The organism is Roseomonas indoligenes (assembly GCF_017813365.1).
GTDB classification, from domain to species: domain Bacteria; phylum Pseudomonadota; class Alphaproteobacteria; order Acetobacterales; family Acetobacteraceae; genus Roseomonas; species Roseomonas indoligenes.
The window spans coordinates 1-25,538 of the sequence record NZ_JAGIZA010000009.1 but is presented as its reverse complement, the minus strand read 5'-3'; the positions used below and the strand labels follow the sequence as shown (position 1 = coordinate 25,538).

Sequence of the window (25,538 nt, the reverse complement as noted above, 5' to 3'; positions counted from 1 at the left end):
GCTTGCCTCTCCCCCTGGCCGGGATCCGCGTGTTGGATTGCTCTTCCGTCGTGATGGGCCCCTATGCCGCCCGGCTACTGGCGGACCAGGGAGCGGAGGTGCTGAAGGTGGAGCCGCCGGAGGGCGACGTTCTGCGCCGCGCCGGCCAGGGCGGCGCCATGTTCGCCCATCTCAACCGCGGCAAGCGCGCCGTGGCGCTGGACCTGAAGGCGGCGGAGGGCAAGGCCGCCCTGCGGCGCCTGGCAGAGGGCGCGGACGTGCTGCTGCACAACATGCGCGCGGATGCCGCGGCACGCCTGGGACTGACGCGCGAGGCGCTGCGGGGCGTGAACCCCCGCCTGATCGTGGCGAGCGCGGTGGGATACGGCGCGGGCGGCCCCTATTCCGCGCGCCCGGCCTATGACGACCTGATCCAGGCGGCGAGCGGGCTGGCCGATGTGATGGGCCGCGTCTCGCCGGATGGGGAGCCGCGCTATGTGCCGCTGACGCTGAGCGACCGCGTGGTGGGAATCCAGCTCGCCCAGGCCGTGACCGCCGCGCTCTTCGCGCGGGAGCGGGGCGGGGAAGGGGCGGAGATCGAGATCCCGATGTTCGAGACCTTCGCCGACCTCGTGCTGGGCGATCATCTCGGAGGGCTCAGCTTCGATCCGCCGCAGGGCGGGCCGCATTACCCGCGGCTGATGACGCCGCAGCGCCGCCCCTACCGCACGCGGGACGGCCATATCGCCGTGCTTCTCTACAATGACGCCCACTGGCGCCGCTTCTTCCGCGCCGTGGGGCGCGAGCCGGAGATGGAGGCCGATCCCCGGCTGCGCGACCATGCCGGGCGCACCGCCAACTTCCACCACGCCTACGGGCTGGTCGGCGAAATCCTGGCGGAGCGCGGCACGGCGGAGTGGCTGGAGCTGCTCTGCGGTCTGGATATCCCCGCAGCGCCGGTGAACAGCGTCGAGGCGCTGCTGGACGATCCGCATCTGCGGGCCGTGGGCTACTGGCGAGAGGCGGCGCTGCCGGAAGGCTGCACGCTGCGTTCCACCGCGCCGGTGGGACGCTGGGCCGGGCAGGAGGACGCGCCCCTACGGCCATCGCCCGACCTGCCGGCGAACGGTGACGAGGAGATCGCATGGACTTCGCGCTGACCGAGGAGCAGGAGGCCGTTCGCGAGGCCGTCTCCCGCATCTGCGCCCGCTTCGGGGACGACTACTGGCTGGAGCGCGACCACACCGGCGAATTCCCGGTGGAGCTGCATCAGGCGCTGGCGGCCGATGGATGGCTGGGCATCTGCATGCCGGAAGAGTTCGGCGGCGCCGGGCTCGGCATCACCGAGGCCGCGATCATGATGCAGGCCATCTCCCAGTCCGGCGCGGGGATGAGCGGGGCCTCGGCCGTGCACATGAACATCTTCGGGCTGCAGCCCGTGGTGGTCTTCGGCACGGACGACCAGCGCCGCCGGATGCTGCCGCCGCTGATTGCGGGGAAGGAGCGCGCCTGCTTCGCGGTGACGGAGCCGAACACGGGCCTGGACACCACGCGCCTTCGCACGCGCGCGGAGCGCCAGGGCAGCAAGTACGTGGTAAACGGGCAGAAGGTGTGGATCTCCACTGCCGGGGTGGCGGAAAAAATCCTGATCCTGGCGCGCACCACGCCGCTGGAGGATGTGCGCAAGCCGACCCAGGGGCTTTCGCTGTTCTACACCGACCTCGACCGTTCCCGGATCGAGGTGCGCCCGATCGACAAGATGGGCCGCAAGGCCGTGGATTCGAATCAGGTGTTCTTCGACAACCTGGAGGTGCCGGAGGAGGACCGCATTGGCGAGGAAGGGCGCGGCTTCGAGTACATCCTGCACGGGCTAAACCCCGAGCGCATCCTGATCGCCGCCGAGGCGCTGGGCCTTGGCTTCGTCGCCATTGAGCGCGCCGCGCAGTACGCGAAGGACCGCGTGGTGTTCGGGCGGCCCATCGGCCAGAACCAGGCGATCCAGCACCCGTTGGCCGAGTGCTGGATGCGGCTGGATTCCGCGCGGCTCAGCGTGATGCAGGCGGCCTGGCGCTACGACAAGGGCATGTCCTGCGGGGCCGAGGCGAACATGGCGAAGTACCTGGCCGCGGAGGCCGGCTTCGCGGCCTGCCAGCAGGCCGTGATGACCCATGGCGGCTTCGGCTACGCGAAGGAGTACCACGTGGAGCGCTACATGCGGGAGGTGATGATCCCCCGCATCGCGCCGGTCAGCCCGCAGCTCATCCTCTGCTTCATCGCGGAGAAGGTGCTGGGGCTGCCGAAGTCCTACTGATGGATCAGTCCGCGCGGATGTTGGCGCGCTTGATCACCGGCTCCAGCGTGCGCTTCTCCTCCTCGACCAGGGCCGCGAAGGCACGCGGGCCCTGGCCGCCGAGGATGGTGCCCTGCTCGGCCAGCTTGCCGCCGATGGCCGGGTCCTGCAGGGCCGTGGCAACGGCCTCCGCGACGGCCGTGATGATGGCGTCCGGCGTGCCGGCGGGGGCGGCCATGCCGAAGGCGGTGCCGAAGCGGAAGTTCACGCCGGCCTCGGTGGCGGTGGGGATATCGGGAAGCTGGGGCAGGCGCTTCTCCGTCGCCACGGCCAGGGCGCGAACCCCGTTGCCGCGGATCTGCGCCAGGATGTTCGGCACGTTATCGATGACCATGTCGATGTTGCCGGAGACGAGGTCCGTCACGGCAGGTGCGGCCCCACGATAGGGGACGTGCTGGATGTCCGTGCCGGTCGCGCCCTTGAACAGCTCCAGCGCGAGGTGGAGGCTGCTGCCGGAGCCGGCAGAGCCGGCGGTGAGCTGCCCCGGCCGCGCCTTCGCCGCCGCCACCAGCTCCGCCAGGCTGCGCCAGGGGCGGTTGTTCGCTACGCAGATCACCTTCGGCGTGGTGGCCAGCAGGGTGATCGGCGCGAAGGCGGCGTTCGTGTCGTAGGGCATGGACGGGTAGATGAACTGGTTCACCGCCAGCGGCCCCATGGAGGAGGCGAGCAGGGTGTAGCCGTCCGGCGCCGCCTTGGCGACGAGATCGGCGCCGATGTTGCCGCCCGCGCCCGCGCGGTTGTCCACCACGAAGGGCTGGCCCAGCCGGGTGGCGAGAGATTGCGAGACGGAGCGCGCGAGCACGTCCACCAGCCCGCCGGGCGGGAAGGGGACGACGATGCGGACGGGCTTGCTGGGATAGGCACCGGGATTGGCGCCCTGCGCGCGGAGCGAGGGCGCCGCGAGCAGGGCCGGCACGGCGGCGAGCGCCGCGCGGCGGGTGATGGTGGCCATTTTCCTTCGTTCCCTCCTGGTCCGGCGATCAGTGCGCGCCGGGCGTCGCGGGCGGCGGCGCCTTCGCGGCGGGCGGGAAGGGGTACTGGCCGGGCTGGGTTTCCACGGTGATCCAGCGCAGCTCCGTGAACTCGGCAATGCCGGCGCGGCCGCCAAAGCGGCCGTAGCCGCTGGCCTTGGTGCCGCCGAAGGGCATCTGCGCCTCGTCGTGCACGGTGGGGCCGTTCACGTGGCAGATGCCGCTCTCGATGCGCTGCGCGATGGCGATGCCGCGCGCCACGTCCTTCGTGAAGACGGCGGCGGAGAGCCCGTACTCGCTGTCATTCGCCACGCGCACCGCCTCCTCCGCATCCGCCACGCGGATCATGGCGACGACGGGGCCGAAGGACTCCTCGGCGTAGAGGGCCATCTCCGGTGTCACGCGGTCCACGATGGCCGCCGGCATGATCGTGCCCTGGCGCGCGCCGCCACCATGCAGGGTGGCGCCCTTGCCGGTGGCGTCGGCGATCAGGCCCTCCACCTTCACCGCCGAGGCCTCGTCCACCACGGAGCCGAGGAAGACGTTGCCGGTGCGCGGGTCGCCCACGGGCAGGGTGCCGACGAAGTCGGCCAGGCGGCGCACGAACTCGTCCGCGATGCTCTCCACCACCACCAGCCGCTCGGTGGACATGCAGATCTGGCCCTGGTTCATGAAGGCGCCGAAGGCGGCGGCCTTCACGGCCTCGTCCAGGTCGGCATCCTCCAGCACGATCATCGGCGCCTTGCCGCCAAGCTCCAGCAGCACGGGCTTCAGGTGCTTCGCCGCGTGCATGGCGACGATGCGGCCGACCTTGGTGGAGCCGGTGAAGTTGATCCGGCGCACGGCCTTGTGGGCGATCAGCGCCTCCACCACCGCCGGCGCATCGGCGGCGGAGTGGGTGACGACGTTCACCACCCCCGGCGGCACCCCGCCCTCGCGCAGGGCCTGGGCAATCAGGCTGTGCGTGCCCGGGCAGGTCTCGCTGGCCTTCAGCACCACGGTGTTGCCGCAGGCGAGCGGCAGGGCCAGGGCGCGCACGCCGAGGATGACGGGCGCGTTCCAGGGCGCCATGCCCAGCACCACGCCCACCGGCGCGCGAATGGCCATGGCGAGGCAGCCCGGTTTGTCCGAGGGGATGACCTCGCCCGTGGTCTGCGTGGTGGCGGCCGCGGCTTCCCGCAGCATGCCGGCGGCGAGGTGCACGTTGAAGCCCGCCCAGCCGGCGGTGGCGCCGATCTCCTCGGCCATCAGGCGGATGAACTCCGGCGCCTTGGCGGCCAGGGCATCGGCGGCCTTCAGCAGGATGGCGCGGCGGGCATTGGGGCCGAGCTTGGACCAAGCGGGGAAGGCAGCGGCGGCGGCATCGCAGGCGGCCTGCGCGTCCGACACGGTCGCCGCGGCGGCGCGGGTGGCCACCTCGCCCGTCACGGGGTTGCGGCGCTCGAAAACCGCCTCGCCGGTTGCGGGGCGGTCGGTCTCACCGATGATCAGCGGCACGTCCAGCATGGCGTTCTCTCTCCCTTCAGTGCTTGTCATAGAGGTTGGCGATGGCGCCATCGACGGCGACCTCCACCAGCATCGGGCCATCGGCCGAAAGGGCCTCGGCCAGGGCGGCCTCCAACTCCTCCGGCGTGTTCGCCGTGCGTCCCGGGCAGCCCATGCCGCGGGCGGTGGAGACGAAGTCGAGGCCCGGCAGGTCGATGCCCGGCGCATCCCGCACCTGCAGCACGCGGGAGAAGGAGCGCATGGCGCCGTAACCCGCGTTGTTCATGACGATCACGGCCATCGGCAGCCTCTCCTGCACCGCCGTCCACAGCGCCTGGGGCGAGTACATGAAGGATCCGTCGCCGATGAGGCAGGCAACCCGCCGGCGGCTGCCGATCGCGACGCCGACCGCGCCGGGCAGGCTGTAGCCCAGCCCGCCGCTGGCCATGGTGAAGAAGCCGCCCCATTCGCGGATCGGCAGGTGCTGGTTCATCGCCGGGCGGTGGGAAGGGGCTTCCTCCACCAGGATCGTTCCGGGCGGCATGGCCTGGCCCAGCCGGTGCAGGACATAGGCAGCGGTGAGCGGGCTGGAGGCGGCGGGCGGCGCCGGGCGCTGGCGCGGGGTGGGCCAGGGCCGCCCCTCCTCCGGCAACAGGGCCGCCAGGGCAGGCAGGCCCAGGCGCAGCCCGCCCAGCACCGACATGCCCGCGGGGGCAGAGGCCGCGGTCTCCAGGTCCGTCGTCATGTGGATGATGGGGATGCCGGATCGGAACAGCGCGCACTCGCCCGCCACGTGGAAGGTGAAGACGGGCGCGCCGATCACCAGCACGAGGTCGTGGCCGATCAGCGTGTCCGAGACCTGCTGCGGGGAGGCGTGCAGGTGCCCGGCATGCAGCGCGTGGTCCTCGGGGAAGGAGAGGCGGGAGGAGAAGGGGCTGGTCCAGACCGGGGCGCCCATGCGCTCCGCCAGCGCCACCAGAGCGGGGCCCGCGCCTTCCGCGTCCACCTCCGGCCCCACCACGAGCACGGGGCGGCGGGCGGCGGCGATCAGGCGCGCCGCCTCGGCCAGGGCGGCAGGATCGGGCGCCGTGTCGGGGAACCAGGCGCGCGGCTGCACGGGGGCGCAGGTGGCGGACCAGTCGTCCGAGGGGATGGAGACGAAGGTGGGGCCGTAGGGGCGCGTGGTGGCAATGCGGTGCGCCTGCGCGATGGCGGCCGGCACATCCTCTGCCCGCGCGGGCTCGATGGAGAACTTCACATAGGGCTTCGGGAACTGCGGGGCTTCCGTCGCGCCAAGGAAGGGGAAGTTCGGCAGCAGGGACCGCGCCTGCTGCCCCGCCGTGATCACCATCGGCGCGGCATTCTTCTGTGCCGTGAACAGGTTGCCCAGCGCGTGGCCCACGCCCGCCGCGGAATGCAGGTTCACGAAGGCACAGCGCCCGGTGGCGCGGGCATAGCCATCGGCCATCCCTACCACGCTGGCTTCCTGCAGCCCCAGCACGTAGCGGATGTCGGCGGGCCAGCGATCGAGGAAAGGCAGTTCCGTGGAGCCGGGATTGCCGAAAACCGTGTCCACACCAAGCTGACGCAGCAGCGCGAAGGTCGCCTCCCGCACCGTGGTCCGGGTGGTGGTGTTGCCGTCCATCATTCGTCGTCCTCCGGTTCCAGCCCCTGGTTGAGGCGGCGCAGCGCGTCGAGGAAGGCGGCGCGGATCTCCGGCCCCACCAGCGCGTCCAGCTGCGCGTCATGCGCCGCGGCGTGGGTCGCGAGGATCGAGAGCGCCTCCTCCCCTGCGGGCGTCAGGGTGAGGGCGTAGCTGCGCCGGTCGGTGGCCGATCGGCCGCGCCGGATCAGCCCCGCCCGCTCCATCTCTGCCAAACGTGGGGTGAGGGTGGACTTGTCCCGCCCCACCGCATTGCCGAGGGCGGTCTGGGACAGGCCGGGATTCTCGTGGATCACCGCCAGCGTGGCGAAGAAGCCGGGCTTGAGGCCGGATTCCCCGGTGCGGCGCGCGAAGGCCGCGAAGGAGGCCTCCTGGGCAAGGCGGAGATGAAAGCCCAGCGCCTCCCCGAGCGGCCCGAGGCGCAGCGCGGGCGCGCCGCCCTGCAACACGCGCAGGCGCGGGGTGTCCTCGGCGGCCGCGCGCCGGGCGCGGTTCTGCGCGGACCGTGATGGCTGCGCCACGGATCGCCCCTCCTCAACCGGCGCGTCCTGGATTGCGCGCCGTTCATATTGGGATCGTAGGAGATCAAACTATATTTTTGCAACCGGATCGTGGTGGCCCCTCGGCCCGCATGGGCCCTTGACGGAAGCGGTGCTCGCCGGGAACGATGATGTCGTGATCCGCTGCTGCACCAAGCCCGCGACGTCGAAGAAGTGCCCCTCGCGGGGCACCCTGGATCGTCGCGCGCGGTAAGCCACAGCGCCACAGGATTAGGTTGGACCCCGCCGGTTGGACGGGGTCACCTTCAGGTCCCGTCTCCCGGCACAGGAGGAGATGGACCAAGTGGAAGCGAATTCCATAGAACCCGGCGGCCTGTGGCTGCCGCTCGCCACGCCGTTCCGCGACGGCTCGCTCGACGAGGTGTCGTTGCGCCGGCTCGTGCAGCACTACGCGGGGGAACCGATCGACGGGCTCATCCTCGCGGCCACGACGGGAGAGGGGCTGACCTTGGACGAGGAGGAGACGAGCCGCCTCGTCCACCTCACGGCCGGGGAACTGGCCACCGCCGGACGTCGTCTCCCCCTCTTCTTCGGCCTTTCCGGCAGTGACACGCGAAAGGTCGTGAAGGCGCTGGAGCGCAGCGCGGCCTGGCCGATCGACGGCTACCTGATCGCCTGCCCCTACTACACGCGCCCATCCCAGGAGGGGATGATCCGCCATTTCTCCGCCCTGGCCGCAAGCACGGCGCGGCCGATTATGATCTACAACATCCCCTATCGAACCGGCGTGAATCTCGGCAATGCGGCGATGCTGCAACTTGCCGGGCATCCCAATATCGTCGGCGTGAAGGACTGCTCGGCCGACATGGCGCAATCCTTCGACCTGCTGCGCCACAAGCCCGCGCACTTCGCGGTGCTGACCGGCGAGGACGCCCTGCTCCATCCCATGCTGACGCAGGGGGCGGAGGGAGGCATCGTCGCGTCGGCCCACATCGAGACGCGCGCCTTCGCGAGGGTGGGGGCACTGCTCCGCGAGGGGGACGGTGCCGGTGCACTCACCGCCTGGCGCGCCATCTGCGATTTTCCCCGGCTTCTCTTCGCGGAGCCGAGCCCGGCGCCGATCAAGCATTGGTTGTGGCGTGCTGGGTTGATCGACAGCCCTGAGGTGCGACTGCCCATGACGCCTGTCAGCGACGGCCTTGCCGCCCGCATCGAGCGCGAACTGGACCGGCTTCGGAGCTAGGGCGCCGCTCCCCCGGGGCGACCATGGCCGCCGTCCCCGGGGCTATCGCTGTGTCCGCGGGCAGAAGAAGGTGCTGCGCCCGGCCTGGACGATGCGCTGCACGCCCGGGCAGGCGGGCGGGCCGGGGCAGCGGGGGCAGGGCTGGCCCATGCGGTCGTAGACCTCGAAGCGGTCCTGGAAACGGCCGAGCTCGCCATCGCTGCGGACGTAATCGCGCAGCGAGGAGCCGCCGGCCTCGATGGCGTCGGTCAGCACGGCCTTGATCGCGGGGACGAGGCGTTCGGCGCGGGCGCCGGGGACGGTGCCGGCGAGGCGGCGGGGGGAGATGCCGGCGCGGAACAGGGCCTCGGCGACGTAGATGTTGCCCAGGCCGGCCACCACGCCCTGGTCCAGCAGCGCGGCCTTGATGGGCGTGGCCTTACCCTTCAGGGCCGCGGAGAGGGCTGCGGGGGTGAAGCCCTCCTCCAGCGGCTCCGGGCCCATGCCGGCGAGGAGCTTGTGGGAGTCCTCCGCTTCGGTGGGTATCAGGTCCACGCAGCCGAAGCGGCGGGGGTCCTGGAAGCCCACGCGCCAGCCATCCTCGGTTTCCAGCAGCAGGTGCTCATGCGCCAGCCCGTCCCCGGCGCCGCGGGCGTCGGAGAAGGCGCCCTGGGGGGCGATGCGGGGCATGGGATCGGTGCCAGGCGGGCGGGCGACCATGCGGCCGGACATGCCGAGGTGGACGAGGACGGATTCCCCCTCCGACAGGCGCATCAGCATGTACTTCCCGCGGCGACGGAAGCCCTCCACCCGGCGGCCGGAGAGGCGCTCGGCCAGCAGCTCGGGGAAGGGCCAGCGCAGGCCGGCGCGGCGGGTCTCGGCGCGGGCGATGGTCCGGCCGGTGAGCACGGCGGAAAGGCCGCGCATCACGGTCTCCACCTCGGGCAGTTCGGGCATGTTGGGGATATGGGGGCGGCGGGGGCATTTCGTCCACGGCTGGCACCACCCGTGACGCCCGGGGCCCCGGGGCCTATCTTCGACGGCATGAACGAGACGATCGACTTCGGCTTCACCCCCGTCCCCCGGGACCGCAAGGCCGGGATGGTGCGGCAGGTCTTCGACAGCGTGGCGCCGAAATACGACGTGATGAACGACCTCATGTCGCTCGGCATCCACCGGGTGTGGAAGCGGATCTTCATCAACGCCATCGGCGCCGGGCCGCGGGACACGCTGCTGGACCTGGCCGCCGGCACCGGGGACATCGGCTTCCTGGCGAAGGAGCGCGGGGCAGGCCGGGTGATCCTGGCCGACATCAACCACGCCATGCTGAACGTGGGGCAGGGCCGTGCGCTGGGGCGCGGCCTGGCCTCCGGCCTGGATTTCGTGTGCTGCGACGCGGAGCGCCTGCCCTTCCCGGATCGCTCCGTGGAGCGGATCTCCATGGCCTTCGGCCTGCGGAACTGCACGGACAAGGCGGCGGTGCTGCGGGAGATGCGGCGCGTGCTGCGCCCCGGCGGCCGGGCGCTGGTGCTGGAGTTCTCCCGCCTGCAAGTGGCGGCGCTGGACCCGCTCTATGACGCCTGGAGCTTCAAGGCGCTCCCCGCCATCGGGGCGCGGGTGGCGAATGATTCGGAATCCTACCGCTACCTGGCCGAGAGCATCCGCATGATGCCGGACCAGGAGGAGCTGGCGGGCATGTTCCGCGCCGCGGGGATGGAGAACGTGACCTACCGCAACCTCTCCGGCGGGATCGTGGCCATCCATTCCGGGTGGCGGCTGTGAGCGCCCATCAGGGCCTGAAGGGCAAGCGCGTCCTCCTCGTCGTTTCCGGCTCCATCGCCGCCTACAAAGCGCTGGAACTGGCGCGGCTGCTGGGCAAGGCCGGGGCGACCGTCATGGGGCTGCTGACCGCCGGCGGGGCCCGCTTCGTCACGCCGCACGCCCTGCAAGCCATCACCGGGCGGAAGCTGGCGGAGGACCTGTGGTCCCTGCGGGAGGAGGCGGAGCGCGGGCATATCCGGCTGGCGCGGGAGACGGACCTGGTCGTCGTCGCCCCCGCTTCCGCGGACCGTCTGGCGCGCATGGCGGCGGGGATGGCAGATGATCTGGCCGGGGCCGTGCTGCTGGCCTGGAACGGGCCGGTGCTGGTGGCGCCGGCGATGAACCCCACCATGTGGGCGCACCCCGCCACGGGCGCGAACGTGGCGACGCTGATGGCCCGCGGGGTCCACTTCGTCGGGCCGGAGGACGGGCCGATGGCGGAGGCGGAGAGCGGCACGGGCCGGCTCTCCGAGCCGCCCGCCATCCTGGCGGCGATCGAGGCGGCTCTCACCGACCCCGAGCACGGCGCCCCGGACGCGGCGCTGGAGGACGCGCTGGACGCCGCCATTGCCGCGCAGGCCGAGGAAGGGGAGGGGCGTCCCTTCGCCCCGCACCGCGCGCCCCGCAAGGGCGGTTCCAGCTTCACCGAGGGCGCGCCGCACAACGCCGACCATCGCGCGGACCCAACGGAAGCCGCGCTCTCCACCTTCTCAGCCTCCAAGGCGGTGGAGGCCGACGTGGCCCCGCACAGCCTGCGCGGCACGGCACCCGGCTTGCTGCCGCTGAGCGGAAAGCACGTCCTCGTCACCTCCGGCCCGACGCATGAGCCGCTGGACCCCGTGCGCTACATCGCCAACCGCTCCTCCGGAAAGCAGGGGCACGCCATCGCGGCGGCGCTGGCGGCGCTGGGCGCGCGGGTGACGCTCGTCTCCGGCCCAGTGACCCTGGCCGACCCCGCGGGCGTGGCCGTGCGGCCTGTGGAGACGGCGCGGGAGATGCTGGCGGCCTGCGAGGCGGCGCTGCCCGCCGACGCCGCGGTCTTCGCGGCGGCCGTGGCGGACTGGCGCCCGGCGGAGGTGGCCGGGCAGAAGATGAAGAAGCCCGCCGACGACGCCGCGCCGCCAATGGCGCTGGTGCCGAACCCCGACATCCTGGCGACCCTGTCCCGCCACCCCATGCGCCCGGGCTTGGTGATCGGCTTCGCGGCAGAGACGGAGCGGGTGGTGGAGCACGCGCGGGCGAAGCTGGCGCGCAAGGGCTGCGACTGGATCGTGGCGAACGACGTCTCCGGCGACGTGATGGGCGGCGCGGAGAACAGCGTCCACCTCGTTACCTCCTACTCCGTGGAGGACTGGCCGCGCCTGCCGAAGGCCGAGGTGGCGGCGCGGTTGGCGGACCGCATCGCGGAGACGCTGCACGCATGAGCGCGACCATCCGCGTTGTCCGCCTGCCCCACGCCGCGGACCTTCCCTTGCCGGCCTATGCCACCGATGGCGCGGCGGCGATGGACCTGCTGGCGGCGGTGAGGGACCCGGTCACGATCCTGCCGGGCGACCGCGCGCTGATCCCGACCGGTCTGTTGGTGGCCCTTCCGCCGGGCCACGAGTGGCAGATCCGCCCCCGATCCGGCCTCGCCCTGAAGCACGGGATCGTGCTGGCGAACTCGCCGGGCACGATCGACGAGGACTATCGCGGCGAGGTGGGGGTGATCGTGCTGAACGCCGGGCAGCAGGCCTTCACGGTGGAGCGGGGGATGCGCATCGCCCAGGCCGTGCTGGCCCCGGTGACCCGGGCGGTGTTCGAGGAGGCCGAGAGCCTGGACGAGACGGCGCGCGGGGTTGGCGGTTTCGGCAGCACGGGAACGGGACATTTCGTTTAGGTATCTTGGCGTGTAATCACAAACCCGTTACAACCGTTGCGGAACGTAACGACGGGAGCGTCCCTTGCTGCTTCGCCTCACGGCCCTTCTTGGCCTCGTTTTCCTTTCCGCCTGCGCCACGATCACCACCAGCCCCAGCCAGGACCTGACGGTCCTGACCGAACCGGCCGGCGCCGCCTGCCAGATGGAGCGCGGCGGGCAGCCCGTCGCGCAACTCGCGCAGACCCCGGGTACGGTGCGCATCGGCAAGTCCACCCGCGAGACGACCGTGAGCTGCACGAAGGAGGGCCATCTACCGGCCCAGGCCGTGCTCTCGCCCGAGTTCCAGCCGGTGGTGCTCGGCAATATCCTCATCGGCGGCATCGTCGGCCTCGTCGTGGATGCCAGCACGGGCGCCATCGCGAAGTATCCGGACACGGTGCAGCTCACCCTGGTCTCCGCCGGCTTTGCCTCGCCGGAGGCGAGGGCAGCCTATTTTGGCGACCGCGCGGCGACGATCCGCCGGGAGGCAGATGAGCGGGTCGCGCAGATGCGCCGCAATTGCGGCTCCTCCGGCTGCGAGTCCCAGGTGAGCGACGCCACCGCGAACCGGGACCGTTCCCTCGCCCAGCTGGAAGACCTGCGCCAGAAGACACCCTGACGCGCCATGAGAACCGGGCCCGCCGCTTGCCGGCGGCGGTGACCCGGACGACATCTCCCCCATGGACGCCCTTCCCGACCTCGACTTCACCGAGGACGAACTCCACCGCTACTCCCGCCACATCCTCCTCGGGGAAGTTGGCGCCGTCGGGCAGGCGAAGCTGCGCCAGGCCCGCGTGCTGGTGGTCGGCGCCGGCGGCCTCGGCTCTCCCCTCGCGCTCTATCTTGCGGCGGCGGGCATCGGCACGATCGGCCTGATCGACCACGACACGCTGGAGCTCTCCAACCTGCAGCGGCAGGTGGCGCACACCACGGACCGGTTGGGCCGCCCGAAGGTGGAGAGCATGGCGGCCAGCCTCGCCGCCCTGAACCCGCTGACGAAGGTGGAGACCCACCTGCGCCGGCTGGACGAGGCGGCGGCGCGCGACCTGATCCCCCGCTACGACCTGGTCTGCGACGGTACGGACAACTTCCCCACCCGCTTCCTGCTCGGTGACCTCTGCCACGCGCTCGGCCGCACCCTCGTCTCGGCGGCGGTGCTGCGCTTCGAGGGGCAGCTCTCCACCTTCAAGTCGCATCTCGGCGCACCGCACCCCTGCCACCGCTGCCTGCACCCGGAGATGCCGCCCGACGGCCTCGTCCCCTCCTGCGGGGAGGCGGGGGTGCTCGGCGCCGTCACCGGCGTGATGGGCACCCTTCAGGCCACCGAGGTGCTGAAGGAGATCCTCGGCATCGGCGAATCCATGTCCGGCCGCCTGCTGCTGTGGGACGCGCTGGACGCGCGCTTCCGCACCATCCGCCTGCGGCGCGACCCGGCCTGCCCGGTCTGCGGCGGATGATCCCGCTGGGCATCCTGCTGCACGGCGCGGGGCACGAGCCGGCGCATTACGCGCTGGTGCTGGCCACGGCCGCCGCCGCCGTGGGGCGCCCCGTGACGCTTTTCGCCACCAATGCCGGCCTGGCCCTGTTCCGCCGGGACGCGCCCCTGCTGGCCGACCCGCGCGAGGCGTTGCTGGAGGCGCGGGCGGTGGCGGGCATCGGTACCCTGGCGGAGGCGGCGGAGGATCTCGGCATCCGGCGGATCGCCTGCGAGGCCGGGATGCGTGCCGAGGGCATCGCCGCCCCCGACCTGGCCGAGGGGGTGGAGGTGGCGGGGGTCGTCACCTTCCTCCAGGCGGTGGGGGCGGGGCAGCTGCTTTCCCTGTAACGCCGGCCGGGAATGCCGACGGGGCGTCTTGACCCCGCCACGTGCTTCCGCGCGTGATCGGGGGACCGATGAAACGCTTGCTCTCCCTCCTGCCGCTGCTGCTCGCCCCCGCCGCCCTGGGGCAGAGCCTGCCACCGCCCGTGCCGCGGGGCGCCGCGCCGCCCGCGGCCCCCGCCACACCCGCGCCCCAGGTGGCGCCCGCCGCTCCGCCGGCGGGCGGCAGCGCCCCGTCGCGGCCCCGCCCGCCGCAGGCCGCACCGCCCGCCACCCCGGCGCAGCCCGCCAGCCCGGCGCGGCCAGCCGCCCCATCCCGGCCATCGAGCACCCCCTTCGCCCCGGCGAACCCGGCCCCCGGCAGCCCGGCCGCCGCGCCCCCTGCCGGGGCGAGGACCGCGCCGCGCCAACCGTCCGCCGCGGCCCCCCCCGCCCCACGCACCGTCTCGCCGCAGGGAAACCAGCCGAATCGGCGCCGGGCCGGTGCGGCCGCCGGCGCCGCTGCCGGCGCGGCGGCGGGCGCCGCCGCCACGCCCGCGCCAGCAGCCCCAGCCCCGGCGCCCGCCCCCGAGCCGCAGCCCACCGAGGGTTCCGTCACCAAGCTGCCCCTGCCGCGCTTCGCCGCCCTGCGCGCGGAGGAGGTGAACATGCGGTCCGGCCCCGGCACGCGCTACCCGATCGAGTGGACCTACCAGCGCCGCGACCTGCCCGTGCAGATCATCCGCGAGTTTGAGCTGTGGCGCCGCATCCGCGACATGGAAGGCACGGAAGGCTGGGTCCACCAGTCCAACCTCACGGGCCGCCGCACCTTCGTCGTGACCGGGGAGGAGCGGGTGATTCGCCGGCGGCCGGAGGAGGGCGCCAACGTGGTCGCCCGGATCAAGCCCGGCGTGCTCGGCCGCATCCGCCTCTGCGAGGCCGGGCAGGTCTGGTGCGAGGTGCAGGTTGCCGACTACCGCGGCTGGATGCGGCGGAACGAGTTCTTCGGCGTCATGCCGGAGGAGGAGGTCAAGTAACGGTTGCTTTCCACGCGAGCGGCCCCAGGGGAAGCGAAGGGCTTCTCTCCCCCTGGACCCCCTCTCGACTTTTTCCGGGGGGCTGCCGCGGGATGCTTCGTCGGAGGTGCGCCGAGGGGCCATGACCCTCGGCGACTGACACGGCAGCCCGAAGCAGGTCCAGGTGCCCCGGGGCTCCTGGCGGAGGGGGCTGGGGAGGCGGCGCCTCCCCGGGGCCGCCGGCGGCAACAGACGGGAATGATGACCTTTCCGCGTCCTCCCTGGATTTTCCCGGCGCCTGTTCTGTCCTACCATCCGCCCGCATTCCCGGACGATGGATGAGGACGCGGCCGCATGCCTGACCTGCTGCACGCCCAGGAGCGCGATCGTCTTCTGGCCTCGCTACGCCGGCTCCTGCGCCAGGTGAACGTGGACGGCGAGCCGCTGGCGGGGCTGGCGCAAACGGAGGAGCCGGGCGCGCCCCTGCTGACGCGGGACAACGCGCTGGCGGCGGAGCTGATGGCGGTTCCCGCCCTGCGCGCCGTCGATCCCGGCCTGGCCGATGCCGCGCTGGGCTTCACCGCCGCCATGATGGAGGAGGTGGGGCCGCCGCCGCGGGGTGCCCTGCCGCTCCGGGCCCCGCATGCCGAGATCCTGCGTGCCGATCCGCGCGACCTGCGCGTGCTGACGCCCTGGCACGAGTACACGGGCGACCTGGCCCATGGCGTCCTGCGCCAGCGCCTGCGCGGCGACGGGCGGGAGCGGGACGTGCTGCACACCGGCAACATGGTGCGGCTGCGGCTGCATGGCGGGGTGCCCGGGCTGCTGGGCCGGCTCTCGCTCCGCCCCCGCACGCTGGATGTGGAGGATGCCGTCACCGACCAGGGGCTGCAGGCCGAGGGCACCGGGGTGGTGATGTGGCACGAGAGCACGCTGCACCTCTCCCCCGCGCCCGGCCTGCGCCTGGTGGCCGGCACGGTCCGCTACGAGTACCGCGCCTCCGCCGCGGATCCTGTGCTGCGGCTGACTGTGATCCTGAAGGCGGGCGCGAAGGCCGGGCTGTCTCAGGTCCGGCTGACCACGGCGCTGGACGCGCTGTCGGAGGGGGCGGTTCCCTTCCCGCGGATCTCCTTCGGGCGCGGCGGCACCCAGACCCGCCGGCCGGACGGCGCCTTCGGCGAGGAGGAGCGGATCGCCGAGGGGCCGCTGGATTCCGTGCATCTCTGGCAGGCCGGGCCGGAGGAGGCCGCGGCGGTGCTGCACATCCGCCCGCGCGCGGCGGAATCGGTGTTCAGCCTGCGCGTCAGCGCGCGGGCGGGCGTGCCGCACTGGCTCGTGCTGCGGCACACCATGCCGGAGGTGCCGCGCGGCGGTACGGTGACGCTGCGCGAGGACCGGCTGCTGGCCCGCGGCGTGGTGCGGGGCACGCCGGAGGCGGGGCTGAGGCTGCTGCGCGCGCCCGACAGCCTGGCCGGGCGCGACCCCGGCCAGACCACGGCCGGCCCCCCGCTGGTGGCCCTGGCCTCCGTCCTGCTGAACGCCCCCGCCTTCCACCCGCCCCTGCCGCGGGACCGCCTGGCGCGGCTACGGGACATTCTGGACCGGCACCTGGCCGCCCTGCCGGAGGCGGAGGAGGAGGGTGCGGCCCTGGCGCCGGACGAGCTGGCGCCGATGGTGCTGGTGCTGGACGCCCTGCTGCGCGCCGGCGGCCTGCCGCGGGAGAGGCGGCGCCTGCGCGGCCTTCTCGGCCAGCTCGCCGCCGCCGCTTCCCCGGACGGGGCGATCGGCAACGGGCTGATGACGCATGGGGCGGCGATCCTGGCGCTCGCGCGCGGCGCCACCCTGATCGGCGAGCCCTGGGTGGAGGAGGCGCTGCGGAAAGCGATCCTCGCCCTCTCGCCCGAGGGGCCGGGGCTGGCGGGGGTGGATACCTCCGGCCCGGCTTCCACCCCGGCCTTGGCGATGCTGTTGCGGGGGCTGCGGACGACGGAGCTGCTGGCGGCAGGAGGCGGGATCGCGCCCGGGCCGGCGGCCATGGAACGGCTGACGGCAGTGCGCGACCTCCTGCTCGGAACCCTTTCCGCCCGCCTGCGCGCGCGGGAGGACCGGCTGGAGGTCCTGCCCGGCGGTGCCGGGGAACCGGACGCGGCCAGCATCGCCGCCCTGCTCCTTGCCGTGCTCTCGCCCGACGAGGTGGCGCTGGCCATGGGCGGGGTGGCGGCTTGAAGCGTTTCCTCGGAGGCCTTCTGGCCCTGCTGGCGGTCTCCGGCTGCGCCGTGACGCCGCCCCCGCCGGTGCGGGAGGCGCCGATCGCCTATCCGCCCTCCGTCCGCGCGCGCCTGTTGCGGATCGTGGAGGCGGAATGGGTGGAGTGGGGCCGGATCACCGTCGGTACCGGCCTGCCGCGCCCCCCGGCGGGAACCGAGGGGGCCACGGATTCCTTCCCCCGGGTGCTGGCCTACTGGCGCGCCGTGCCGGACGCGGAGGCGGCCGCGGCCATCGCCCGCAACCGCGCCCGCTGGACCGCGCAGCTCGCCGGCCGTCCCGCGGAAGGGGTGTGGTCGGAGCCCGCCTGGTCCGCCGCCTTCGTCTCCTGGCTCATGCGTGCCGCGGGGGTGGACGAGCGGGAGTTCCACGCCTCCGCCTCCCATGCCTTCTACCTGGACGCCATCCTGCGGGACGCGGCGGAGTTCCCGGCCCAGGCCCCCTTCGTGCCGCACGACGTGGCGGAGCGCGCGCCGGAGCCGGGCGACCTGATCTGCGCCGACCGATCCCGCCGCCCGCTTTCCGGCTGGCGGGATCGCCTGCCGGAAGCCGGGCAGTTCCGCCCCATGCACTGCGACGTGGTGATCCGCACCGGGCCGGGCGTGGCGGAGGCCGTGGGCGGCAATATCGCGGATGCGGTGACGCTGACCCTCTACGAAACCGGGGCTGACGGCCTCCTGGGCCCCCGCCGGCCGGGGCAGCCGGTCGTCTTCGCGGTGATCGAGAACCGGCTGGGCCGGCTGCCACCCTTCCAGGCCGGGCCGGTCATTTCCTCCCTGCTCGGGAACGACCGCGGCCGGGATTGAACCTGGCCTCGTGCCGGCCGGGATCAGGGGTTAAGGACCAACCCGAACCGGCTGTCGGGCAGCCACGGCACTGGCCTGCCATCTCGGCCCTTCATGATCAGGCCTGGTCCTGCCTCGGTAGCCGCATGGGTTGGTGAAGCGGATGCGCGCCGCCGATCCTGTGGCTCCGAAGTTCCGGACTTGCGCGGCCTATTTGCTTTTACCGGAAATGGGCTGGTTCATTGTCTGTCTCTAGTCTGTTGCTTTTCCGCGATGCTGCGCCACCACGATCTACTCTGGAAAAATGGAATGGCAGCAGGGACCTGGGAAAGAAAGCTTCTTCTTTCTCGGTTCAGTTCAGGCCGACCATCGGCGGAGCGGGCGCAGTCCTGCCGGGATAACATTTCGAAGCCATCATTAATGCCAATGACGGTGCGTCGGGGCGTCGACAGTGCCGTTTTTCTCTGCTCGCCGTCTCAATGCTCGACATTATCTTCGGAGATAACGATATTCCCCTCACAGCCCGATTCGTAGCCGGGTTGCCAGGACCGTTTTTCGAGGAGGCCAACATGGCCGACACCAAGCAGAAAACCAGCATTGATCTGGATGGAATGACCGCGCAGGAACTGACCGCGCTGATCGAGGCCGCTGAAGCAAAGCGCGCGGAAAAGCAGGATGAGGCCCGCGCCGCGCTGATCGAGGAATTCCGTGGCAAGGCCGCGCAGCTCGGGCTGCAGCTGGAATCCCTGATGCCCGGCAATGCCTCGCACGGGCCCGCGCCCTCTTCTGGCCGCCGTATGCGTCGTGATGCCGGCGGCTCCGTCGCGCCGCGCTTCCGCGGCCCGAACGGGGAGACCTGGAGCGGGCGCGGACGCATGCCGAAGTGGCTTTCCGCGATGGAAGCCTCCGGCCGCACGAAGGACGATTTCCGGATCTAATTCGGGCTTCTCCCCGGCTGGACCTGCCAGCGAAAGCGCCGGGAATGTCCCGGCGCCAGGACCGTTACGCCCGGGCGGTCCATGAATTCCCCGTCCCATCCCAGCGGTGCAGCGGTGCCGCACCAGGGTTCCAGGCAAAGGAACGGGGCCCCCGGTTTCGACCAGAGGCCGAAATCGGGATAGCCCTCCCACTCCATCTCCAGTGCTGCGCCGGGAGCAAGGTAACGAAGTTTCCGCACCGGGAAATCCGGCAGGACGATCGCGTCCTTTTCGAAAAGGGCGGGATCGAGGGGCAGAAAACCATTCCGCAATGGAATGGCCTCCGCGGCATCCACCAGCCCGCCCTTCAGGCGGCGTGCCGACAGGGCTTCGATGCCGGGAAAAAGAATGCCGTGTCCCTCCGCCGAGGCGGCGCCGGGCAAAGGCCAGGCAAAAGCTGGATGCCCGCCGACCAGAAAGGGCAGGGGGCCCTGTCCGGGATTGGACACCGTGACGGCGCATGAGAGGGCACCTTCCGCCACCGCCCATTCCACCTCCAGCGTGAAGGCGAATGGATAAGCCTCCCGCGTCGCCTCATCATCCGCCAGCCGCAGTGCGCAGCCCAGCTCGTCCCTGCGAAGCCAGGCGAAGCGGCGGTCCCGGGCGAAGCCGTGCTGGGTCAGCCGATGCGCTCGTCCGTCATGGCGCAGCACGTCGCCGGGCAGGCGACCGACGATGGGAAACAGGATCGGGGCGTGGCGCGGCCATTCCGGCCCGGCCTGCCACAACCACTCCCCGCCGCCGGCATCGCGCAGCCCGCGCAACTCCGCCCCGTCGGCGCTGACGGTGGCAGTGAGGTGATCGTCGCCGAAGCGGTGCATCTCGTCGGGCATGCGCCTGGATGCTTCGGTCCAGCGGGCGGGGCAAGTCATCCCGGCGTGTTCCCGAGCCCAAGGGGGCGCTGCCCCCTGGACGTCCGTCCGGCTGCCGCCGGGCCAACCCGAGGCGCACCGCCAGCTGACGAGACCAAGGCCTAGAAAAAGATGATGGTGAGGGGGCCGGGGAGAGGAAGAATTCCTTCTTCCTCTCCCCGGGACAGACCACACCCCGCAACCCGGCGCCACCGCGCGCGTCCCTCCCCCATAGCCAGGAGGCGTTCACATGCTGCAAGTCCTGCCCGCCGGCCTGGGCCGGGCCCTGTCGGGGATGCGGCCCGGCATCAATGCGCTGCTCTTCGCCGGGGTGAATGTCCCGGCGGTGATCGAAGTGACCAGCCCGGCCTTCACCGGCGGTGGGGCGATGCCGGCCCTGCACACGGCGGATGGGCCGGGGATTTCCGTACCGCTCGCCTGGACAGGGGTGCCGCACGGGGCGGGGTCACTGCTGCTGGTGGTGGAGGACGCGGACAGCCCCACGCCGAAGCCGCTGGTCCATGCCATCGTCACCGGCCTGCCGGCGGCGGATGGCGGACTGGCGGCGGGCGACCTGCCGGGGCCGGGGCGGCCGGGCCTGCCGGGGGTGGGAATGGGGCGGAACTCGTATTTCGGGAAGGCCTGGCTTCCGCCGGATCCTCCGCCGGGGCACGGGCCGCACCGCTACGCTTTCCAGGTCTTCGCCCTGCACGGGCGGCCGGCGCCGCTGGCCGGGTCGCCGGGGCGCGGGGCTTTGAGGAAGGTCCTCGGCCCGGGCGTCCTGGCGAAAGGGTGCCTGATCGGCACCTATGAGAGACGGGGCTGACGTCCCGTCCGACCGTTCAGGCGATGATCCGCCTTAGCCCAGCGTCTCGCGGATGATCTGACGGATTTCCGCGTCGCTAAGGGTTCCCGCCTCATTCGGCCGGGGGGTGGTGTGCGGCAGGCTCGGGGCCGGCCGATGGGTAACGCTATGCGTGTTCATGGTCTTCTTTCATGGGCTCCGGCGACAAGGTCTGGTCGCCCGGGCGTTTCTTGGGCCAGCCATCATCCGCCCGGATCTGGGACGGTATCGGGGCAGGCCCGTGACGGGATCATGATGATGCAGGATCCCTGGTAACCGGCCGGTAAAGGGCCGGATATGGAACGGGCGCCGCGGTCCGGGGACCGAGACGCCCGCCCTTTGGTGCGGGGCGGCGGGGCCGCCCCTCCTCTCAGGCCAGCTGGAGGTTGGAGGCGGACATCTTACCCTTGGGGTCCTTCTGGACGTCAAAGGAGAGCTTGTCGCCCTCGTTCAGCCCGCGGAGGCCCGCGCGCTGGACGTCCGAGACGTGGACGAACACGTCCTTGGACCCGTCATCCGGCTGGATGAAGCCGTAGCCCTTGGTCGCGTTGAACCACTTCACGGTTCCGGTAGCCATCGATCGCATGTCTTTCGGTCTGGGGTTGCCCCCTGGGGGTACCCCCCGGACCGACACTTGCCGGCCCACGGGGCAGGTCACCGGAACTGGCGGCCCGGCGTCCTGTTGGAGCGGCGGACGGTTTGGGCCAGCACTGGCAGACTGGATCTGGGAGGCGGATGACAGGATTGCAACCCGCCCCGGGGTCCCGCAGGCCGCCGCTGGCGCCCGGAATACCCCCGCCGGCGCCTTTTTCCTGGCCTTTGCCGGACGGAGCCGCCATATACCCGCCCACCGGGTGCGCCGCAGGGTTCACCCGCCCTCCGCGCATGCGGTGGGCTGACAGGAACGGCCGCGCCGCGGCGTTTCCGGCCACATGGAACCCCGTACGCGGCGACCCCGCGGCGGACCCCATGCCGCCCGAGACGCCGGGCAGCCCGCCAGAGGGGCGGGGGCGCAGAGACCCTTCATCCCATCCATGTCGCAACACCACGCCCCGACGGCAATCCGGCCGAGCGGGGCCGACAGGATGAGCGCATGTTCGACAGCTACTACCGCAAGGATATCGACTGGGGCGGTAAGACCCTGACGCTGGAGACGGGCAAGATCGCCCGCCAGGCCGATGGCGCCGTTCTCGCCCGCCTGGGCGACACCATCGTCCTCTGCACCGCGGTGGGCGCCCGCTCCGTGAAGCCGGGCCAGGACTTCTTCCCGCTGACCGTGAACTACCAGGAGAAGGCCTTCGCCGCGGGCAAGATCCCCGGTGGTTTCTTCAAGCGCGAGGGCCGTCCCTCCGAGTTCGAGACCCTCACCTCCCGCCTGATCGACCGTCCGATCCGCCCGCTCTTTCCGGAGGGTTTCCGGAACGAGGTGCAGGTGGTGGCGACCGTGCTGTCCCATGACCTGGAGAACAGCCCGGACATCGTGGCGATGGTCGGCTGCTCCGCCGCCCTGACGATCTCCGGCATCCCCTTCTTCGGCCCGATCGCCGCCGCCCGCGTCGGCTACGCCGCCGGCGAGTACATCCTGAACCCGACGCTGGAGCAGACGAAGACCAGCGAGCTGGAGCTGGTGGTCGCCGGCACGGCCGAGGGCGTGCTGATGGTGGAGTCCGAGGCGAAGGAGCTCACCGAGGAGGTGATGCTCGGCGCCGTGGAGTTCGGCCACAAGGCCTTCCAGCCCGTGATCGCCGGCATCATCGAGCTGGCCGAGCGCGCGGCGAAGGAGCCCTGGGCCCTCGTCGAGAAGACCGAGGCCGAGACGGTGCTGAAGGCGCGCATCTCCGAGCTGGGCCGCGCCGACATGGCCGAGGCCTACAAGGAAACGCAGAAGCAGGTCCGCTACGGCAAGGTGGGCGAGGTCAAGAAGAAGATCGTCGCCCAGCTCGAGGCCGAGGGCCTGGATACGGCCGCGGCCAAGGGCATGCTGAAGGAGCTCGAGGCGGACGTGGTCCGCAACGCGATCCTGGACACGGGCATGCGCATCGACGGGCGCGACACCAAGACCGTGCGCCCGATCGTGGCCGAGGTCGGCATCCTGCCGCGCAGCCACGGCTCCGCCCTGTTCACCCGCGGCGAGACGCAGGCGCTCTGCGTGGCGACGCTGGGGACGGGCCAGGACGAGCAGATTATCGATGCCCTCGCGGGCGAGTACCGCGAGGACTTCATGCTGCACTACAACTTCCCCCCCTACTCCGTGGGTGAGACGGGCCGCATGGGCTCCCCGGGCCGCCGCGAGGTCGGGCATGGCAAGCTCGCCTGGCGCGCCGTGCACCCGCTGCTGCCGGAGAAGGACAAGTTCCCCTACACGATCCGCGTCGTGTCGGAGATCACGGAGTCCAACGGCTCCTCCTCCATGGCCACCGTCTGCGGCACCTCGCTGTCGCTGATGGATGCCGGCGTTCCCCTGAAGCGGCCGGTGGCGGGCATCGCCATGGGTCTGATCAAGGAGGAGAAGGGCTTCGCGGTGCTGTCCGACATCCTCGGCGACGAGGACCACCTCGGCGACATGGACTTCAAGGTGGCCGGCACGGAGCAGGGCATCACCGCCCTGCAGATGGACATCAAGATCACGTCCATCACCTTCGACATCATGAAGACGGCGCTGGAGCAGGCCAAGGACGGCCGCGTCCACATCCTCGGCGAGATGGCGAAGGGCCTGTCCGGCTCCCGCACGGATGTCGCGGCCACCGCGCCGCGCATCACCGTGATCAACGTGCCGAAGGACAAGATCCGCGAGGTCATCGGGACCGGCGGCAAGGTGATCCGCGAGATCGTCGAGCAGACCGGCACCAAGATCGACATCGAGGATGACGGCACGATCAAGATCGCGTCGAGCAGCACCGAGGCGACCCAGGCCGCGATCGACCGCATCCGCGGCATCACGGCCGAGGCCGAGGTGGGCGCGATCTACACGGGCACGGTCGTGAAGGTCGCCGACTTCGGCGCCTTCGTGAACTTCCTCGGCGCCAAGGACGGCCTCGTCCACATCTCCGAACTGGGCCAGGAGCGGGTGAACAAGACCTCCGACGTCGTCTCGGTCGGCGACAAGGTGAAGGTCAAGGTCATCGGCTTCGACGACCGCGGCAAGGTGAAGCTCTCCATGCGGGTCGTCGACCAGCAGACGGGTGCGGACATCAGCGAGCAGGTGGGCGCCCGGCGTCCGCGCGCCGAGGGCGAGGAGGGCGGCGAGCGCTCCGACCGCGGTGACCGTGGCGATCGCGGCCCCCGCCGCGACCGCGGCGGCGACCGCCCCCGCCGCTTCAACGACTAGGAATCGCGGGGCCGCTCACGGCCCCGTGAAATGTAATGTAAGTGTGGCCGGGGGGCTGTATGAGTCCCCCGGCCCGGACCATATGCGACGCTAGCGGCGGCCCCTCGGCCGCCACGTTCCAGGGAAGAAGCCGACCTTGAAGGCGATCAACACCATCCGCATGGGCGGTGCCGACGTCCTCCCGATCGTTGAGGGTGGGAAGGGCGTGTCTGCCTCCAATGGCGCTTCCGCCGGCAATTGGGCCGCGGAAGGCGGGGTGGGCACCTTCTCCGCTGTCAACGCGGACAGCTACGACGCCGAAGGGCGGATCATTCCCCAGGAATATCACGGCAAGACGCGGCGCGAGCGCCACGAGGAGCTGGTGGCCTATGGCATCGCCGGCGGCATCGCCCAGGCCCGCGAGGCCTATGAGCGCTCCAACGGCCAGGGCCGGGTCCACGCCAACATCCTCTGGGAAATGGGCGGTGCGGAGCGCGTGGCGCGCGGGATGCTGGAAGGGGCCAAGGGCCTGATCCACGGCATCACCTGCGGCGCCGGAATGCCCTACCGCCTGGCCGATATCGCGCGGGAATACCGCGTCCACATCTACCCCATCGTCTCCTCGGCCCGCGCCTTCAACGCGCTGTGGAAGCGCGCCTACTCCAAGGCCAGCGAGTGGCTGGGCGGCGTGGTCTACGAAGATCCCTGGCTGGCCGGCGGCCATAACGGCCTCTCCAACTCCGAGGACCCGCGGCGGCCCGAGGCTCCCTATGCCCGTGTGCTGAAGCTGCGCCAGCAGATGCGCGAGCTCGGCCTGGGCAACGTGCCCATCATCATGGCCGGCGGCGTGTGGTGGTTGGAGGAGTGGCAGGACTGGATCGACAACCCGGAACTCGGCCCGATCGCCTTCCAGTTCGGCACCCGCCCGCTGGTCACCCGCGAGAGCCCGATCCCGGACGCCTGGAAGCAGAAGCTGCTGACGCTGAAGTCCGGCGACGTCTCGCTCCAGAACTTCTCCCCCACCGGCTTCTACAGCAGCGCCGTCCGCAACCCCTTCCTGCGCGAGCTGGAGGACCGTTCCGCCCGGCAGGTCGCCTATACCGGCGAGCCGATCGGCGAGCACTCCGCGGTCTACGGCGTCGGCCCGCGCAAGCGCCCGGTCTATCTCGTGCCGGGCGACCTGCACCGCGTGAAGGGCTGGGAGGCGCAGGGCTTCACCGAGGCGCTCCGCACCCCGGACGACACGCTCGTCTTTGAAACGCCGGAGGCCAGCCGCCAGATCCTGGCGGACCAGGTCGCCTGCATGGGCTGCCTCTCCCAGTGCCGCTTCTCCAACTGGGCGCAGCACACGGACGACCACTCCAACGGCAAGAAGGCCGATCCCCGCAGCTTCTGTATTCAGAAGACCCTGCAGGACATCGGCCACGGCGGCGATCCCGACGGGAACCTGATGTTCGCCGGCCACAACGCCTACCGCTTCGCCCAGGACCCCTTCTACTCCAACGGGTTCATCCCGACGGTGAAGGAGCTGGTGGGCCGGATCATGACGGGCCGCTAGGAAGCGCCATCATCCCGCCCCGGACGATCGGGGAAACCGCGAACTGGCCCGCGAAAGTGGGCCTTTTCGATTTATGGTGCTTAGTGCTGATCCTGGGCTGTCCGGGACCAGGGGGCGCCGCCCCCTAGAGCATTTCCGGCTTGCACAGACTCGCGGGTTCTGATTCGACGCTGTTGTTGAGCAGCGAGGCTGGAGATGACGGCACCTCTGTCGCAGGACCTGCGCAAGCGCCTGGTCCGGGCTGTT

Annotated in this window: 24 protein-coding genes; 16 read left to right on the top strand and 8 right to left on the bottom strand. The window is 71.6% G+C overall.

The annotated features are described in order from the left end of the window. Positions 1-2: 2 nt before the first annotated feature. Positions 3-1,139: a CaiB/BaiF CoA transferase family protein gene (locus tag J5Y10_RS15230; RefSeq protein WP_209374890.1), complete on the top strand. Its 1,137-nt coding sequence runs from the start codon at positions 3-5 to the stop codon at positions 1,137-1,139. Then, positions 1,124-2,290, top strand: coding sequence for an acyl-CoA dehydrogenase family protein (locus J5Y10_RS15225; RefSeq protein ID WP_209374889.1), 1,167 nt, complete (start codon positions 1,124-1,126; stop codon positions 2,288-2,290). The genes J5Y10_RS15230 and J5Y10_RS15225 overlap by 16 nt, the downstream gene beginning before the upstream one ends. Before the next feature lie 4 nt (positions 2,291-2,294). Here J5Y10_RS15225 and J5Y10_RS15220 read toward each other — a convergent pair whose 3' ends face one another. Genes J5Y10_RS15220 through J5Y10_RS15205 form a run of 4 tightly spaced genes read right to left on the bottom strand, consistent with a single transcriptional unit; the run spans position 2,295 to position 6,969 of the window. Then, entirely contained in the window at positions 2,295-3,281 is a 987-nt protein-coding gene (locus tag J5Y10_RS15220) for a Bug family tripartite tricarboxylate transporter substrate binding protein (RefSeq protein ID WP_209374888.1), read from the bottom strand. 28 nt (positions 3,282-3,309) lie between these two features. Continuing rightward, positions 3,310-4,806: an aldehyde dehydrogenase gene (locus J5Y10_RS15215; RefSeq protein ID WP_209374887.1), complete on the bottom strand. Its 1,497-nt coding sequence runs from the start codon at positions 4,804-4,806 to the stop codon at positions 3,310-3,312. A gap of 16 nt (positions 4,807-4,822) precedes the next feature. Then, positions 4,823-6,433, bottom strand: coding sequence for a benzoylformate decarboxylase (mdlC, locus tag J5Y10_RS15210; RefSeq protein ID WP_245214756.1), 1,611 nt, complete (start codon positions 6,431-6,433; stop codon positions 4,823-4,825). After that, entirely contained in the window at positions 6,430-6,969 is a 540-nt protein-coding gene (locus J5Y10_RS15205) for a MarR family winged helix-turn-helix transcriptional regulator (protein ID WP_342452932.1), read from the bottom strand. Before J5Y10_RS15205 ends, mdlC begins: the two co-directional genes overlap by 4 nt. A gap of 313 nt (positions 6,970-7,282) precedes the next feature. Between J5Y10_RS15205 and dapA the strand changes: the two genes are divergently transcribed. Continuing rightward, positions 7,283-8,191 carry a 4-hydroxy-tetrahydrodipicolinate synthase gene (dapA, locus tag J5Y10_RS15200; protein ID WP_209374886.1) on the top strand — a complete coding sequence of 303 codons (909 nt, stop codon included), beginning with the start codon at positions 7,283-7,285 and terminating at the stop codon, positions 8,189-8,191. 42 nt (positions 8,192-8,233) lie between these two features. Here the strand turns inward: dapA and mutM are convergent, their stop codons facing one another. Beyond that, positions 8,234-9,127 (bottom strand): bifunctional DNA-formamidopyrimidine glycosylase/DNA-(apurinic or apyrimidinic site) lyase, encoded by an 894-nt coding sequence (mutM, locus tag J5Y10_RS15195; RefSeq protein WP_209374885.1) that lies wholly within the window; start codon positions 9,125-9,127, stop codon positions 8,234-8,236. An 87-nt stretch (positions 9,128-9,214) separates the two neighbouring features. On the opposite strand from mutM, the gene J5Y10_RS15190 reads away from it, so the two are divergent. The 10 genes from J5Y10_RS15190 (at position 9,215) to J5Y10_RS15145 (ending at position 18,693) form a co-directional block, all read left to right on the top strand. Next, positions 9,215-9,952 carry a class I SAM-dependent methyltransferase gene (locus J5Y10_RS15190; RefSeq protein WP_209374884.1) on the top strand — a complete coding sequence of 246 codons (738 nt, stop codon included), beginning with the start codon at positions 9,215-9,217 and terminating at the stop codon, positions 9,950-9,952. After that, positions 9,949-11,415 carry a bifunctional phosphopantothenoylcysteine decarboxylase/phosphopantothenate synthase gene (locus J5Y10_RS15185; protein ID WP_342452930.1) on the top strand — a complete coding sequence of 489 codons (1,467 nt, stop codon included), beginning with the start codon at positions 9,949-9,951 and terminating at the stop codon, positions 11,413-11,415. The genes J5Y10_RS15190 and J5Y10_RS15185 overlap by 4 nt, the downstream gene beginning before the upstream one ends. Continuing rightward, positions 11,412-11,870 carry a dUTP diphosphatase gene (gene dut / locus J5Y10_RS15180; protein ID WP_209374883.1) on the top strand — a complete coding sequence of 153 codons (459 nt, stop codon included), beginning with the start codon at positions 11,412-11,414 and terminating at the stop codon, positions 11,868-11,870. Before J5Y10_RS15185 ends, dut begins: the two co-directional genes overlap by 4 nt. Positions 11,871-11,934: 64 nt before the next feature. Then, the gene (locus tag J5Y10_RS15175) at positions 11,935-12,510 is read left to right on the top strand and encodes a hypothetical protein (protein WP_209374882.1); all 576 of its coding nucleotides are present in this window, start codon (positions 11,935-11,937) and stop codon (positions 12,508-12,510) included. A 61-nt stretch (positions 12,511-12,571) separates the two neighbouring features. Then, entirely contained in the window at positions 12,572-13,348 is a 777-nt protein-coding gene (locus J5Y10_RS15170; protein ID WP_209374881.1) for a HesA/MoeB/ThiF family protein, read from the top strand. After that, complete coding sequence (locus J5Y10_RS15165; RefSeq protein WP_209374880.1) at positions 13,345-13,716, top strand: DsrE family protein; 372 nt, start codon at positions 13,345-13,347, stop codon at positions 13,714-13,716. Before J5Y10_RS15170 ends, J5Y10_RS15165 begins: the two co-directional genes overlap by 4 nt. Positions 13,717-13,784: 68 nt before the next feature. Then, a complete protein-coding gene (locus tag J5Y10_RS28480) occupies positions 13,785-14,726 on the top strand; it encodes an SH3 domain-containing protein (protein WP_209374879.1) in 942 nt (313 codons plus the stop codon). A gap of 333 nt (positions 14,727-15,059) precedes the next feature. Then, positions 15,060-16,931, top strand: coding sequence for a hypothetical protein (locus J5Y10_RS15155; RefSeq protein ID WP_209374878.1), 1,872 nt, complete (start codon positions 15,060-15,062; stop codon positions 16,929-16,931). Then, a complete protein-coding gene (locus tag J5Y10_RS15150) occupies positions 16,928-17,776 on the top strand; it encodes a DUF2272 domain-containing protein (RefSeq protein ID WP_209374877.1) in 849 nt (282 codons plus the stop codon). Before J5Y10_RS15155 ends, J5Y10_RS15150 begins: the two co-directional genes overlap by 4 nt. Positions 17,777-18,324: 548 nt before the next feature. After that, positions 18,325-18,693 carry an H-NS histone family protein gene (locus J5Y10_RS15145; RefSeq protein ID WP_209374876.1) on the top strand — a complete coding sequence of 123 codons (369 nt, stop codon included), beginning with the start codon at positions 18,325-18,327 and terminating at the stop codon, positions 18,691-18,693. On the opposite strand, the gene J5Y10_RS15140 is transcribed toward J5Y10_RS15145, so the two are convergent. Further along, positions 18,690-19,565, bottom strand: coding sequence for an aldose 1-epimerase family protein (locus J5Y10_RS15140; protein WP_209374875.1), 876 nt, complete (start codon positions 19,563-19,565; stop codon positions 18,690-18,692). The genes J5Y10_RS15145 and J5Y10_RS15140 overlap by 4 nt on opposite strands. Positions 19,566-19,833: 268 nt before the next feature. On the opposite strand from J5Y10_RS15140, the gene J5Y10_RS15135 reads away from it, so the two are divergent. Next, positions 19,834-20,409: a YbhB/YbcL family Raf kinase inhibitor-like protein gene (locus tag J5Y10_RS15135; protein WP_209374874.1), complete on the top strand. Its 576-nt coding sequence runs from the start codon at positions 19,834-19,836 to the stop codon at positions 20,407-20,409. Between the two features lie 33 nt (positions 20,410-20,442). Here J5Y10_RS15135 and J5Y10_RS28475 read toward each other — a convergent pair whose 3' ends face one another. Both J5Y10_RS28475 and J5Y10_RS15130 read right to left on the bottom strand, forming a co-directional pair. Next, entirely contained in the window at positions 20,443-20,568 is a 126-nt protein-coding gene (locus tag J5Y10_RS28475; RefSeq protein ID WP_280855218.1) for a hypothetical protein, read from the bottom strand. Between the two features lie 229 nt (positions 20,569-20,797). Beyond that, the gene (locus tag J5Y10_RS15130) at positions 20,798-21,004 is read right to left on the bottom strand and encodes a cold-shock protein (protein WP_257715583.1); all 207 of its coding nucleotides are present in this window, start codon (positions 21,002-21,004) and stop codon (positions 20,798-20,800) included. A gap of 516 nt (positions 21,005-21,520) precedes the next feature. On the opposite strand from J5Y10_RS15130, the gene pnp reads away from it, so the two are divergent. Together pnp and J5Y10_RS15120 are read left to right on the top strand one after the other, a co-directional pair. Beyond that, the gene (gene pnp, locus J5Y10_RS15125) at positions 21,521-23,755 is read left to right on the top strand and encodes a polyribonucleotide nucleotidyltransferase (RefSeq protein WP_209374872.1); all 2,235 of its coding nucleotides are present in this window, start codon (positions 21,521-21,523) and stop codon (positions 23,753-23,755) included. A 136-nt stretch (positions 23,756-23,891) separates the two neighbouring features. Then, positions 23,892-25,292: an NAD(P)H-dependent flavin oxidoreductase gene (locus J5Y10_RS15120; RefSeq protein WP_209374871.1), complete on the top strand. Its 1,401-nt coding sequence runs from the start codon at positions 23,892-23,894 to the stop codon at positions 25,290-25,292. Positions 25,293-25,538: the final 246 nt, after the last annotated feature.

Excerpts from the sequence above, each read along its gene's own strand:
- J5Y10_RS15225 (WP_209374889.1), top strand. The coding sequence starts at position 1,124 with ATGGACTTCGCGCTGACCGAGGAGCAGGAGGCCGTTCGCGAGGCCGTC.
- J5Y10_RS15220 (WP_209374888.1), bottom strand. The coding sequence starts at position 3,281 with ATGGCCACCATCACCCGCCGCGCGGCGCTCGCCGCCGTGCCGGCCCTG.
- J5Y10_RS15215 (WP_209374887.1), bottom strand. The coding sequence starts at position 4,806 with ATGCTGGACGTGCCGCTGATCATCGGTGAGACCGACCGCCCCGCAACC.
- mdlC (WP_245214756.1), bottom strand. The coding sequence starts at position 6,433 with ATGATGGACGGCAACACCACCACCCGGACCACGGTGCGGGAGGCGACC.
- dapA (WP_209374886.1), top strand. The coding sequence starts at position 7,283 with ATGGACCAAGTGGAAGCGAATTCCATAGAACCCGGCGGCCTGTGGCTG.
- mutM (WP_209374885.1), bottom strand. The coding sequence starts at position 9,127 with ATGCCCGAACTGCCCGAGGTGGAGACCGTGATGCGCGGCCTTTCCGCC.
- J5Y10_RS15190 (WP_209374884.1), top strand. The coding sequence starts at position 9,215 with ATGAACGAGACGATCGACTTCGGCTTCACCCCCGTCCCCCGGGACCGC.
- dut (WP_209374883.1), top strand. The coding sequence starts at position 11,412 with ATGAGCGCGACCATCCGCGTTGTCCGCCTGCCCCACGCCGCGGACCTT.
- J5Y10_RS15170 (WP_209374881.1), top strand. The coding sequence starts at position 12,572 with ATGGACGCCCTTCCCGACCTCGACTTCACCGAGGACGAACTCCACCGC.
- J5Y10_RS15165 (WP_209374880.1), top strand. The coding sequence starts at position 13,345 with ATGATCCCGCTGGGCATCCTGCTGCACGGCGCGGGGCACGAGCCGGCG.
- J5Y10_RS28480 (WP_209374879.1), top strand. The coding sequence starts at position 13,785 with ATGAAACGCTTGCTCTCCCTCCTGCCGCTGCTGCTCGCCCCCGCCGCC.
- J5Y10_RS15155 (WP_209374878.1), top strand. The coding sequence starts at position 15,060 with ATGCCTGACCTGCTGCACGCCCAGGAGCGCGATCGTCTTCTGGCCTCG.
- J5Y10_RS15145 (WP_209374876.1), top strand. The coding sequence starts at position 18,325 with ATGGCCGACACCAAGCAGAAAACCAGCATTGATCTGGATGGAATGACC.
- J5Y10_RS15140 (WP_209374875.1), bottom strand. The coding sequence starts at position 19,565 with ATGCCCGACGAGATGCACCGCTTCGGCGACGATCACCTCACTGCCACC.
- J5Y10_RS15135 (WP_209374874.1), top strand. The coding sequence starts at position 19,834 with ATGCTGCAAGTCCTGCCCGCCGGCCTGGGCCGGGCCCTGTCGGGGATG.
- J5Y10_RS28475 (WP_280855218.1), bottom strand. The coding sequence starts at position 20,568 with ATGAACACGCATAGCGTTACCCATCGGCCGGCCCCGAGCCTGCCGCAC.
- J5Y10_RS15130 (WP_257715583.1), bottom strand. The coding sequence starts at position 21,004 with ATGGCTACCGGAACCGTGAAGTGGTTCAACGCGACCAAGGGCTACGGC.
- pnp (WP_209374872.1), top strand. The coding sequence starts at position 21,521 with ATGTTCGACAGCTACTACCGCAAGGATATCGACTGGGGCGGTAAGACC.